We start from the raw sequence: 10,393 nt of genomic DNA, 5'->3' as shown, positions 1-10,393 counted from the left end.
CTGCGGCGCGCGGCGCAGGCCCGCGCGCACTGAGCCGAGCGCTGGGACTGCCGTCAGCTGTCGCTGGTGTTGTCCGGGTCCATGCTGTCGGGCATCAGTTTCGGAATCGTGCTGACCACCGCCAGCGCCGCCACGGTGGTGGCCACGGCCACCATCTGCATGCCCATGCCGGCGGCCATGCCGATGGCGGCGGTCATCCAGATGCCGGCGGCGGTGGTCAGGCCCTGTACGCGTTCTTCCTTGTCCAGCTTGAGGATGGCGCCGGCGCCAAGAAAGCCGATGCCCGAGACAATGCCCTGCATCACCCGGGTGACATCGCCGGTGGAAGCGCCGGCCTGCAGCGGCGCCAGCACAAACAGCGCCGAACCCAGGCTGACCAGGATATGGGTCTTCAGCCCGGCCGCACGGCCCTTGCTTTCGCGCTCCAGCCCCAGCGCGCCACCGAGCACGATGGCGGTGAGCAGGCGCGAGACGATGACCGTCAACGTGCCCAGGTCCGGAATGGCGAATTCGGCGCCCAGTGCCTGGCCGATCTGTGAAGCGATACCCATCTGCGTGTTCCTGCCGGAAGTGCCGGCCGCGATGGTGCCATGGTCGCCGCGAAGAGGGTTTCATCACAGCGCCGGCGTGGCGCCGGCCGGGGCTGGCGTTGCCAACGAATCGAAGCGGTGCGGGCCAGTGCCGGTTGGCGGGCCGTCTTGTGCGGCAAAACTCGGCGGTTCTGTTGACGGGAAAAGGAAACGGCCCCGAAGGGGCCGTTTTCCGTCGTATCACTGCCGGTTCAGAGCGTGATCTGCTGGAAATTCTCGACCCGGGTGTGGCCGTGGGTGGCGTCGCCGGTGCGCGGCATCGGGTAGTCGGACAGGCGGTCCAGCAGCACGGTCTGCAGACCGGCCTCGCGGGCGGCATCCAGTTCCTCGACGATATCCGACAGGAACAGGATGTCCTTCGGTTCAATGCCGATCGCCTCGGCGATACGGGCATAGCTGGCGGTTTCGCGCTTGCCGCCGATCTCGGTGTCGAAATTGCCGGAGAACAGGCCGTTGAGGTCGCCGGCATCGGAGAAGCCGAAGAACAGTTTCTGCGCCGGCACCGAGCCGGAGGAATAGACGTACAGCGGCAGCCCGGCAGCCTGCCAGCCGCGCAGCACCGCGGCCACTTCCGGATACAGGTGGGCGGTGTAGTCGCCGTTGCGGTAGCCGACCTCCCAGATCATGCCCTGCAGCGCCTTGAGCGCGGTGTGCTTGCGGTCCTGGTCGATCCAGCCCTGCAGGGTTTCAGCGATGACCTCGTCCTGGCAGGCGCCGGCTGCGATTTCGGTGGCCACCGCGTCGAGCCAGCGACGCACATCCGGCTGCTGGCCGTGTTCGCGGACGAAGCCGGGCAGGGCGGCGCGGGCGTAGGGGAACAGCACTTCCTTGACGAAGGAGATGCTCGAGGTGGTGCCCTCGATGTCGGTGAGGATGGCGCGTGGCTGGGACATGCGGAAAGTCTTCAAGGCAGGGGCGGCGGCCACGCAGCGGTGACCGCGCGGGATCAGGCGGCGCTGGCTTCGTAACGCGGGAAGCGCTGGGCGATGTCGGTGCCGGTGAAATGGCCGACCCAGCCGTCCGGCTCGGTGAAGAAGCGGATCGCGGCGAAGCTGGGCTCCTCGCCCATATCGAACCAGTGGGTGACGCCGTCTGGAACCGAGATCAGATCGTCCTTGACACACTCCACCTCGTAGACCTTGTCACCCACGTGCAGGGTGAACAGGCCCGAGCCGGCGACGAAGAAACGCACTTCGTCTTCCTTGTGGTAGTGCTCGTCAAGGAACTTGGCGCGGATCTCGGCGCGGTTGGGGTTGTCCGGTGCGATCGAGGCCACGTCCACGCTCTTGAAGCCGTGCGCGGCGACCAGACGGTCGATGTCCTCGCGGTAGGCGGCGAACACTTCCTCCTGGCTGGCGCCCGGGGTGACCGGGTGTTTGGCCTGCCAGCGTTCGAAGGTGACACCGATCTTCTCCAGTTCGGCGGCGATGACCGCGCCGTCGCGGCTGTCCAGCAGCGGGGTGTCCGGGGTGGTGTCGTTGAAAATGCGCAGTCGGCTCATGGCGATGGACTCGACGGGGGGAGGGGGAGCGTAGCAGGCACGTGCCGGTGCGGCGGCGTGCCGTGCGGAAGAGATCAGGCGTTGCCGCGCAGTTTGCGCAGCTCCAGTTCGCAGTGCAGCAGGAACTCGAAGGCTTCCAGATGGCGGCGTGCCTCGGCCATATCGCGGCCCCACGCATACAGTCCGTGGCCGTCGATCAGGTAGCCCCACATCGGCCCCTTGTCGAGTTCGGCTTCCACCTGCGCGGCCAGCACGTCCATGTCCTGGGTGTTGGGAAACACCTTCAGGTCGACGGTGGTTTCGTGGGTGGAGTTGCCGTGCAGGGCCTTGAGCAGCTCGTACCCGTCCAGGCGGATATGGCCTTGAGGGGCGAACAGGCGCGAGGCGATGGTCTGCACCGGCGAGTGGGTATGCAGCACGCAGCCCACGTCCGCGAAACGGGCGTAGAGCTGGGTGTGCAGCAGGGTTTCGGCCGAGGGCCGCAGCGGCCGGCCGACGGCCTTGCCGGCGAAGTCCACGACCATGATGTCGCTCTCGATCAGGCGGCCCTTGTCCTTGCCGGACACGGTGATGGCCGCGTGCTGGTCATCGAGCCGGTGCGAGAAGTTGCTGCTGGTGGCGGGCGTCCAGCCGGCCTGGGCCAGTTCGCGGACGTTGTCGATCAGCAGCTGGGCCAGTTCACTCAGCCGCTGGGTGTCGTAGGGGGCGGAAGGCGCGTTCATGGCCGGCATTCTAGCAACTGCCGGAGCAATCCATTCCTTTATCCGGATGGAACGTATGGGTTTGCCCGGCGCGGGTGCGCAGGCTCAGGCAAGCGGCTGTGCGTCATGCAGGAACGGCAGGCCAGCCATTCTCGCGGCAACGCCGCCGGAGGGGGCGCGCATGGATGGGCGCCATGAAAAAGCCCGGGCGCTGGCGCACCCGGGCGGTATCCATGGCACGGCAGTGACCGGATCAGCCGCCCTTGCCGGTGTTCTCGGCGTGGAGCTTGCTGTGACGGATGCCGTAGAGGAAATAGATGAGGAAACCGGCGGCGGTCCACACGCCCATCAGCATCCAGTTGTGGGCGGTCATGGCGGTGAGCAGGGCGATGCAGCTGATCACGCCCAGGCTGCATACCAGCCATGCCATCGGGATACGGAATGGGCGCGGCAGGTCCGGCTGGGTGCGGCGCAGCACCAGCACGCCGGCGCAGACCGCGGCGAAGGCGATCAGTGTGCCCATCGAGGTCAGCTCGCCGAGGATGTCCAGCGGGAACAGCGCCGCCAGCAGCGCGATGCCGATACCGGTGATGACGGTGTTGATGTGCGGGGTGCGGTACTTGGGGTGGATCCGGGTGAACACCGGCGGCAGCAGGCCGTCGCGGCCCATGATCATGAAGATGCGCGGCTGGCCGATCACCATCACCAACACCACCGAGGCCAAACCGATCAGCGCGCCGACCTCGACGATGATGCGCAGCCAGCTCAGCTGCGGATGCGCGGCCACCGCGGTCACCACCGGCTCAGCGGTGCCCAGCAGCGTGTACGGCACCAGTCCGGTCATCACCGCGGCCATGGCGATGTACAGCACGGTGCACACCACCAGCGACAGCAGCATGCCGATAGGCATGTCGCGCTGCGGCCGGTGCGATTCCTGCGCGGCCACCGAGACGGCCTCGAAGCCGATGTAGGCGAAGAACACCATCGCCGCGCCACGCAGCACGCCCTCGAAACCGTACTTGCCCGGGCCCTCGTTGGCGGGAATGAACGGGGTCCAGTTGGAGGTGTCCACGTATTTCCAGCCGGCGAAGATCACCAGCAGGATCAGGCCGGTCTTGAGGATGACCATGCCCATGTTCATGGCCGAGGATTTGCGGATGCCGACGTAGCACAGCCAGGTCAGCAACAGCACCAGCACGGCGGCCGGGAGGTTGGCGATGGCACCGGTGGGCTTGAGCTGCGCGTCCAGCGGGGCGTTGACCAGCGCGGCCGGCAGGTGGATGTCGAAATGGCTGAGAAAGCTGAGGAAATAGCCGGTCCAGCTGACGGCCACCGCCGAGGCGGAGACGCCGTATTCCAGTACCAGCATCCAGCCGATGAACCAGGCCGACAGCTCGCCGAAAGTCGCGTAGGTATAGGTGTAGGCGCTGCCGGAGACCGGCACCATCGAGGCGAACTCGGCGTAGGCCAGGGCGCAGAACGCGCAGCAGATGGCCGCCAGCAGGAAGGACAGCATGATCGCCGGGCCGGCATGGTTGGCCGCGGCGGTACCGGTGATGACGAAAATGCCGCCGCCGATCACCGCGCCGATGCCCAGTGCGGTCAGACCCCACGGGCCCAGGGTGCGGCGCAGGCTCAGGCCTTCGGCCTCCTTGTGTGCGGCGTGCGGATGCTTGGTGGCCCACAGTTGCTTGAACATGGTTCGGGTCTTCGCTGGTCGGTGCGCGGTGGCCGCGCAAGAAAGCCGGCGCACAGCGCGCCGGTCGTCAGTGGGAAATCAGGCGCGCTTGTTGAGCTTGCTGTGGCGCATGCCGTAGCCCAGGTAGATGGCCACGCCCAGCACGTTCCACAGCACGAACACCAGCCAGTGCGCGGCGAAGGCCATGGCGAACAGGCCCAAGCAGATCAGCGCGCCGGCCGGGGCGATGAACCACACCGCCGGCACGCGGAACGAGCGCGGCATATCCGGTTTGGTCCGGCGCAGCACCAGAATGCCGATGCACACTGTGGCGAACGCCAGCAGGGTGCCCATCGCCACCAGTTCGCCGAGCACGCTCAGCGGCACCAGTCCGGCCAGGGCGGCGGCGATGACGCCGACGATCACCGTGCTCAGGTGCGGGGTGCGGTACTTCGCATGGACCTTGCCGAAGATCGACGGCAGCAGGCCGTCGCGGGAGATGGTGTAGGCCACGCGGGTCTGGCCCATCATCATCACCAGGATCACCGAGGACAGGCCGGCGATGGCGCCGATCTCGACCCAGGTCTTGAGCCAGGTCAGCTTGGCGTAGGTTTCCAGCGCGGTGACCACCGGCTTGTCGGTGCCCAGCTGGGTGTATGGCAACAGGCCGGTCAGCACCGCGCAGACGATGATGTAGATCACCGTGCACACCGCCAGCGAGCCGAGCAGGCCGATCGGCATGTTGCGCTGCGGATCACGGGTTTCGCCTGCGGCGGTGGAGACCGCGTCGAAGCCGATGTAGGCGAAGAACACGATCGAGGCGGCGCGGAACACGCCGGTCCAGCCGAACTCGCCGAAGGTGCCGGTGTTTTCCGGAATGAACGGGGTCCAGTTGGCCGGGTCCACGTACATCGCGCCGAAGCCGACGAACAGGCAGATCACGGTGACCTTGATCGCCACGATGATCGCGTTGACGAAGGTGGACTGGGTGACACCCACGTACAGCAGGCCGGCGATCGCCGCCACGATCAGCACCGCCGGCAGGTTGAACAGTTTGCCGGAGGCGATGAACTGGCCGTCTTCCCAGACCACGGGCGCGGCGGTCAGTGCATCGGGGAAAGGCAGGTTCAAGGTGGTGGTGAGGAAGCTGATCATGTACGCCGACCAGCCCACCGCCACCGAGGCCGAGGCGAACAGGTACTCCAGCACCAGGCACCAGCCGATGAACCAGGCCATGCCTTCGCCCAGGGTGGCGTAGGAATAGGCGCTGCCGGAGACCGGGATCATCGCGGCGAACTCGGCGTAGCACAGGCCAGCGAAGGCGCAGGCCAGCCCGGCCAGCACGAAGGACAGCATGATTGCCGGACCGGCATGGTTGGCCGCGGCCTGGCCGGTGACGACAAAGATGCCGGCGCCGATCACCGCGCCCATGCCCAGCAGGATCAGGTGCCGGGCGGTGAGGGTGCGCTTGAGTGTGGCTTCGCCTTGCAGGCTGCCTTCGACCGGTTCCCCGGCATCGACATGTGCGGCCGGTTCGACCGGCTTGACCCTCAACAGTGTTTTCAGCATTCCGCGTAATTCCCGAGCGATGTGTTGGCCCGAACACCACAGGTGACGGGGCCGTTGTGTTGTGTCTCAAACTGAATGACAGGCAACCGCACTACCTTGCCAAACGCCGCCAGACTCGACAAGCGCAGGTGCAACATGGATGGCGATAATGACCGCCGGAGTGAAACGTCTGGATGTGCTTGCAGTCATGCATGAGCAGGATCAACGGTTGCGGGGGGCGTTGGAGGACTATGCGCGGCGCTGGCCGGAGCAGACGGCCCTCGCGCGGAAATTTGTGGCCCTGCTCGACGCCGGTGGAGTGGACCCGTTCACCCGCCAGCGTCTGGCCGGTCACTTCACCGGCAGCGCGTGGCTGGTCAGTGGCGATGGCCGGCGCGTGCTGTTGACCCATCACCGCAAGCTGCGGCGCTGGCTGCAACCGGGCGGTCATGCCGAGGGCGACCATGACCTGGCGGCGGTGGCGCTGCGCGAGGCGCAGGAGGAGTCGGGGGTGGCCGGGCTGGTGTTGGCCTCGGTGGAAATCCATGACCTGGACCGGCACTGGATTCCCGCGCGCGGCGAGGTGCCGGGGCATTGGCATTACGACGTGCGCTATGTGGTGATGGCGGGTGGTTCGGAGGAATTCCTGGTCAGTGACGAGTCGCTGGCGCTGGCCTGGCGCCCGGTGGCCGAGATCGCCGAAGCGGATGACGAATCGATACGGCGCATGGCGCAGCGGTGGCTGGCGCGGATGCGGGGAGCGTCTTCCGACGGGTGATCCTGGAGCTGTCCGGGCCTCTGGCGCCGTCGTTATGGCGGCCGGAATGTGCGCGGCGGCGGTTGCCGCCACCGCGGGTCCGGTCGTCGGTTCAATAGAGGATGCGGGTGCGCAGCGTGCCCGGGATCGCGGCCAGGTCCTCGCGGATCGCCGCAGCCTGTTCCTCGGTCGCGCTGATGTCGATCACCACGTAGCCGACCTTGGGGTCGGTACGCAGGAACTGGCCGTCGATGTTGAGGTTGTGGCGCGAAAAGATCTCGTTGATCTTGGACAGCACCCCGGGCACGTTGCGGTGGATGTGCAGCAGGCGCAGGCTCTGCTCGTGCTCGGGCAGGGTCACTTCCGGGAAGTTGACCGCCGACAGGGTGGAGCCGTTGTCGCTGTAGCGCACCAGCTTGGCGGCCACCTCGATGCCGATGTTGTCCTGTGCCTCGAGCGTAGAGCCGCCCACATGCGGGGTCAGGATCACATTGTCGTGCGCGGTCAGCGGCGATTCGAACAGGTCGCCATTGCCCTTGGGTTCGACCGGGAACACGTCCACCGCAGCGCCGCCCAGATGGCCCGAGCGCAGCGCGGCGTCCAGCGCGTCGATATCGACCACGGTGCCGCGGGCGGCGTTGATCAGGTGCGCACCGGGCTTCATCCTGGCCAGCTGCGCGGCGCCGATCATCCACTGCGTGGAGGCGTTCTCCGGCACGTGCAGGGTGACCACGTCGGCACGGGCCAGCAGGTCGTCCAGACCGGCGGCCGGATGTGCGTTGCCCAGCGACAGCTTGCTTTCGATGTCGTGGAAGATGACGTGCATGCCCAGCGCCTCGGCCAGCACGCCGACCTGGGTGCCGATGTGGCCGTAGCCGATGATGCCCAGGGTCTTGCCGCGCACCTCGTGGCTGCCGGTGGCCGACTTGGACCAGCCACCGCGGTGGCATTGGGCATTCTTCTGCGGGATGCCACGGGTGAGCATGATCGCTTCGGCGATGACCAGCTCGGCCACCGAACGGGTGTTGGAGTAGGGCGCGTTGAAGACCGGAATGCCGGCCAGTTCGGCCGCTTCCAGATCCACCTGGTTGGTGCCGATGCAGAAACAGCCCACCGCGATCAGGCGCTTGGCATGGGCCAGCACCTCGGCGCTGAGATGGGTGCGCGAGCGGATGCCGATGATGTGCGCCTCGGCGATACGCGCCTTCAGCTCGTCCTCGGGCAGCGACTTGCTGTGCAGCTCGATCTGCGAATAGCCGGCGGCCTTGAAGGTGTCCACGGCGGTCGGACTGACCCCCTCGAGCAACAAAACGCGGATGTCCTGCTTCGGGAACGAGGTCTTCTTGGGCGACATGTCGGGCACGAGGGCAACGGTGGCTGGGCCGTCACTATGCCAGAACCGCACCGCGTTTGGTGCACTGCGCAAGAAGGCAAGGCATTGAAGCTAAAAGGTTTCATGTGAATGTAATTGTCCGCTTGCGGACGTGGCGCCGGTGCGCTGGACGGCGCCCAGCGGGACTGGCACGCTTGCCGGTCTTCACGTCGCCCCAAACACCGTCATGACCGATCCACGTCTGGAATTCCTGTTGCAGTCCTGTCCCCATCTGCGTCTGAAAACCGGGCCGGGCGATCTGGAGCACTACGGGCGCGACTGGACCCGGCGCTGGACACCGGCGCCGCTGGCCATCGCGCTGCCGGGCAATGTCGAGGAAGTGCAGGCGGTCGTGCGCTGGGCGAACACGCACAAGGTGGCGCTGGTGCCCTCCGGCGGCCGTACCGGCCTTTCCGGCGGCGCGGTGGCGGCCAATGGCGAGCTGGTACTGAGCCTGGAGCGGATGAACAAGGCGCTGGCCTTCGATGCGGTGGACCGCACGCTGACCGTGCAGGCCGGCATGCCGCTGGAGGCCCTGCACAACGCCGCCCGCGAACACGGTCTGATCTATCCGGTGGATTTCGCCGCGCGCGGCTCCTGCTCGATCGGCGGCAATATCGCCACCAACGCCGGCGGCATCCGTGTGATCCGCTATGGCAATACCCGCGAGTGGATCGCCGGGCTGAAGGTGGTGGCCGCCAATGGCGAGCTGCTGGAACTCAACAAGGGCTTGATCAAGAACTCCAGCGGTTACGACTTCCGCCAGCTCATGATCGGCTCGGAAGGCACGCTGGGAATCGTGGTCGAGGCGACGGTGAAGCTCACCGATCCGCCGCCGGCGACCAACGTGATGCTGCTGGCACTGCCCTCGTTCGAGGTGCTGATGCAGGTGTTTTCCGCATTCCGCGAGCGGCTGCAGCTGGAGGCGTTCGAGTTCTTCACCGATCTGGCGGTCAAGCACGTCACCGCGCATGGCGCGCAGTATCCGTTCCAGGAGATCCACCCGCATTACGTGGTCACCGAGTACGCCTCGGCCGACGAGGCCGGTGAGGCCGCCGCGCTGGCCGCGTTCGAGCACTGCATGGAGCAGGGCTGGGTGCTGGACGGTGTGATCAGCGCCAGCGAGGCCCAGGCCCAGCAGTTGTGGCGGCTGCGCGAGGGCATCACCGAGGCGGTGGCGCGCTACAAGCCGTACAAAAACGACGTGTCGGTACGGATTTCGGCCATGCCGGCGTTCCTGGCCGAGACCCAGGCGCTGATCAGCGGCGCCTACCCGCACTTCGAGGTGGTGTGGTTCGGCCATATCGGCGACGGCAACCTGCATATCAACGTGCTCAAGCCCGATGACACCTCCGATGCCGAGTTCCTGGCGCAGTGCGAGCAGGTGACCAAACTGCTGGCGCAGGTATTGCATTGCTATGACGGCAGCATCTCGGCCGAACATGGGATCGGTCTGGTCAAGAAGGCGTATCTGTCCAGCACCCGCGACGCCGCCGAGATCGCGCTGATGCGCGCGGTGAAGCGTGCGTTCGATCCCAATGGCCTGATGAATCCGGGCAAGGTGTTCGACCTGTAAGCCGTCTGCGGCTACGCTTGCCGCCTTTCCACCCCACGTTGACCTGCCGATGATCCGCCCGATCCTGTTCTGCGCCTTGTTCACCCTGCCGATGTCGGTGTTCGCTTCCAGTTTTGCCGGCACTTCGGCGGGCTCGGCGACCGGTGCCTCCTCTAACTCTTCGGGCAGCAGCTCCGGCGATGACAAGGTGGTGCTGGATGCCCGCGAAGACGCGGCCGGTTTTGTCGGCAGCGGCGGGGTGATCCGGGGCGCCTATCTGGAAGCGGCACTGTTGCACCTGCGCGAGCGTGATGCGGCCGCCCGCGAGGCCAGCGACATGGCGCTGGCGCGGAAAATCCTGGCGCTGTGATGGCCCGCTGCCGGCTGCCGCCTGCGCGGTGGCTGGCGCTATTGCTGCTGCTCGGCAGCGTCTTCCCGGTCGGGGCGGCGTTGCGGGTTGAAGTTGCGGATACCGGTCTGACACCCGCACAGCGGCAGCTCACCCAGCGATTGCTGGAGGATGTGCTGGGCCGTCTTCCGCACCCATTCAAGCAGCGTTTCGACCTGCCGCTGCAGCTGCGCTGGCGCGACGACTTGCCGGCGCAGGTGCATGGCCGGGCCCGTGGCCATGAGCTGGGGCTGCAGCGCGCACTGCTCGAGCGTATCGACACTGCCGAGACTGCCGATCCGC

The 10,393-nt window shown here is 66.7% G+C and carries 11 protein-coding genes; 4 read left to right on the top strand and 7 right to left on the bottom strand.

Annotation, left to right across the window (positions count from 1 at the left end; translation table 11 throughout):
• Nucleotides 1-53 precede the first annotated feature (53 nt).
• The 6 genes from JCM9942_RS05750 to JCM9942_RS05725 all read right to left on the bottom strand — a co-directional run bounded on the left by JCM9942_RS05750 (nt 54) and on the right by JCM9942_RS05725 (nt 6,039).
• The gene (locus JCM9942_RS05750) at nt 54-551 is read right to left on the bottom strand and encodes an MgtC/SapB family protein (protein ID WP_054658310.1); all 498 of its coding nucleotides are present in this window, start codon (nt 549-551) and stop codon (nt 54-56) included.
• Nucleotides 552-781: 230 nt separating this feature from the next.
• Entirely contained in the window at nt 782-1,483 is a 702-nt protein-coding gene (gene mtnC, locus JCM9942_RS05745) for an acireductone synthase (protein WP_054658309.1), read from the bottom strand.
• 53 nt (nt 1,484-1,536) lie between these two features.
• Complete coding sequence (locus JCM9942_RS05740) at nt 1,537-2,091, bottom strand: 1,2-dihydroxy-3-keto-5-methylthiopentene dioxygenase (RefSeq protein ID WP_054658307.1); 555 nt, start codon at nt 2,089-2,091, stop codon at nt 1,537-1,539.
• Nucleotides 2,092-2,165: 74 nt separating this feature from the next.
• Nucleotides 2,166-2,813: a methylthioribulose 1-phosphate dehydratase gene (locus JCM9942_RS05735; protein ID WP_054658305.1), complete on the bottom strand. Its 648-nt coding sequence runs from the start codon at nt 2,811-2,813 to the stop codon at nt 2,166-2,168.
• A gap of 232 nt (nt 2,814-3,045) precedes the next feature.
• Entirely contained in the window at nt 3,046-4,491 is a 1,446-nt protein-coding gene (locus tag JCM9942_RS05730; protein ID WP_054658303.1) for an amino acid permease, read from the bottom strand.
• Nucleotides 4,492-4,569: 78 nt separating this feature from the next.
• On the bottom strand, nt 4,570-6,039 hold the full coding sequence (locus JCM9942_RS05725) for an amino acid permease (protein WP_054658301.1): 1,470 nt from the start codon (nt 6,037-6,039) through the stop codon (nt 4,570-4,572).
• Between the two features lie 187 nt (nt 6,040-6,226).
• Here JCM9942_RS05725 and JCM9942_RS05720 point away from each other — a divergent pair, with 187 nt between their 5' ends.
• Complete coding sequence (locus JCM9942_RS05720; protein WP_054658312.1) at nt 6,227-6,796, top strand: NUDIX hydrolase; 570 nt, start codon at nt 6,227-6,229, stop codon at nt 6,794-6,796.
• A gap of 91 nt (nt 6,797-6,887) precedes the next feature.
• On the opposite strand, the gene serA is transcribed toward JCM9942_RS05720, so the two are convergent.
• Complete coding sequence (serA, locus tag JCM9942_RS05715) at nt 6,888-8,129, bottom strand: phosphoglycerate dehydrogenase (RefSeq protein WP_054658300.1); 1,242 nt, start codon at nt 8,127-8,129, stop codon at nt 6,888-6,890.
• A 205-nt stretch (nt 8,130-8,334) separates the two neighbouring features.
• Between serA and JCM9942_RS05710 the strand changes: the two genes are divergently transcribed.
• From JCM9942_RS05710 to JCM9942_RS05700, 3 genes are all read left to right on the top strand, one after another.
• On the top strand, nt 8,335-9,723 hold the full coding sequence (locus JCM9942_RS05710) for an FAD-binding oxidoreductase (protein WP_054658299.1): 1,389 nt from the start codon (nt 8,335-8,337) through the stop codon (nt 9,721-9,723).
• Nucleotides 9,724-9,772: 49 nt separating this feature from the next.
• Nucleotides 9,773-10,072 (top strand): DUF2388 domain-containing protein, encoded by a 300-nt coding sequence (locus tag JCM9942_RS05705; protein WP_054658297.1) that lies wholly within the window; start codon nt 9,773-9,775, stop codon nt 10,070-10,072.
• On the top strand, nt 10,072-10,393 hold a 322-nt coding region (locus JCM9942_RS05700; RefSeq protein ID WP_484600197.1), incomplete at its 3' end, for a DUF7844 domain-containing protein. The genes JCM9942_RS05705 and JCM9942_RS05700, both read left to right, overlap by 1 nt.

The sequence above is a fragment of the Stenotrophomonas pictorum JCM 9942 genome (assembly GCF_001310775.1).
Lineage (GTDB): Bacteria > Pseudomonadota > Gammaproteobacteria > Xanthomonadales > Xanthomonadaceae > Stenotrophomonas > Stenotrophomonas pictorum.
Note: the sequence above shows the minus strand (reverse complement) of the source record. Positions and strands in the feature narration are given on the sequence as shown.

Excerpts from the sequence above, each read along its gene's own strand:
- mtnC (WP_054658309.1), bottom strand. The coding sequence starts at position 1,483 with ATGTCCCAGCCACGCGCCATCCTCACCGACATCGAGGGCACCACCTCG.
- JCM9942_RS05750 (WP_054658310.1), bottom strand. The coding sequence starts at position 551 with ATGGGTATCGCTTCACAGATCGGCCAGGCACTGGGCGCCGAATTCGCC.
- JCM9942_RS05705 (WP_054658297.1), top strand. The coding sequence starts at position 9,773 with ATGATCCGCCCGATCCTGTTCTGCGCCTTGTTCACCCTGCCGATGTCG.
- JCM9942_RS05730 (WP_054658303.1), bottom strand. The coding sequence starts at position 4,491 with ATGTTCAAGCAACTGTGGGCCACCAAGCATCCGCACGCCGCACACAAG.
- JCM9942_RS05725 (WP_054658301.1), bottom strand. The coding sequence starts at position 6,039 with ATGCTGAAAACACTGTTGAGGGTCAAGCCGGTCGAACCGGCCGCACAT.
- JCM9942_RS05720 (WP_054658312.1), top strand. The coding sequence starts at position 6,227 with ATGCATGAGCAGGATCAACGGTTGCGGGGGGCGTTGGAGGACTATGCG.
- JCM9942_RS05710 (WP_054658299.1), top strand. The coding sequence starts at position 8,335 with ATGACCGATCCACGTCTGGAATTCCTGTTGCAGTCCTGTCCCCATCTG.
- JCM9942_RS05735 (WP_054658305.1), bottom strand. The coding sequence starts at position 2,813 with ATGAACGCGCCTTCCGCCCCCTACGACACCCAGCGGCTGAGTGAACTG.
- JCM9942_RS05740 (WP_054658307.1), bottom strand. The coding sequence starts at position 2,091 with ATGAGCCGACTGCGCATTTTCAACGACACCACCCCGGACACCCCGCTG.
- serA (WP_054658300.1), bottom strand. The coding sequence starts at position 8,129 with ATGTCGCCCAAGAAGACCTCGTTCCCGAAGCAGGACATCCGCGTTTTG.